We start from the raw sequence: 680 nt of genomic DNA on the forward strand, positions 1-680 counted from the left end.
ACCAGGTCGGCCCGTGCGCGTGCGGCCAGCCCGGCCTGCACCGCCTGCGCGGCCATGGCGGGGGTGGGGTCTTCCCACGGTTTGGGCAGCGCGGGCAGAAAGACCACGGCCACGGTGCGCCCGGCCACCTGATGCAGACGGGTGACCGGTTCTCCGCCCACCTCGCGGAAGCCTTTGGGCATGCCGCCCGCATGGTCGCGGAACCAGGCGGCGGCAGCGGCGGACAGGTAGCCGTCGTCCACACGCAGCAGGTTGTAGGCCTTGCGCGTCATGGATGCCAGGCGGCCCGTCGCGTCCTCTCCGGCATCCGGCGCAAATTCGTCGGGACCGGCCAGCACCAGGGTCGGGATGCCGTCCTGGCCGCGCCATTGCTTGTACATGCTCGCCCGCCGGGCAAGCCCACCAGAGGTGCCGCCCCCTCAGGAGGGGCAGGGATGCAGCGTTCCCTTTGTGCTGGCGTTGTACAGGATGCGCAGTACCGGCCTGCCGGACGCATCGCCGAGACCGCCCAAATTACCCTGTACCGCCGTGGCGTATGGCCCGTCATGCCCGTTCCGGCCATCCTGCCCCTGCGGCTCCACTCGCTCCACCAGGGCGAAATCCGCCAGGCCGCGCGGGGCGGCCACCGGAGCGGTTTCGACCACGGGCGGGGCCGCTGGCGCGGGCATGTGCACGCGCGG

2 pseudogenes are annotated in these 680 nt (G+C 72.2%); both read right to left on the reverse strand.

What is annotated here, in order from left to right:
* A pseudogene (locus tag FVW27_RS18305) lies at window positions 1–380 on the reverse strand (UshA-like (seleno)protein family 2); the annotation flags it as partial.
* A 39-nt stretch (window positions 381–419) separates the two neighbouring features.
* Window positions 420–680 (reverse strand): annotated as a pseudogene (locus FVW27_RS18310) (hypothetical protein); the annotation flags it as partial.

The organism is Nitratidesulfovibrio liaohensis, from assembly GCF_011682075.1.
Taxonomy (GTDB): domain Bacteria; phylum Desulfobacterota; class Desulfovibrionia; order Desulfovibrionales; family Desulfovibrionaceae; genus Cupidesulfovibrio; species Cupidesulfovibrio liaohensis.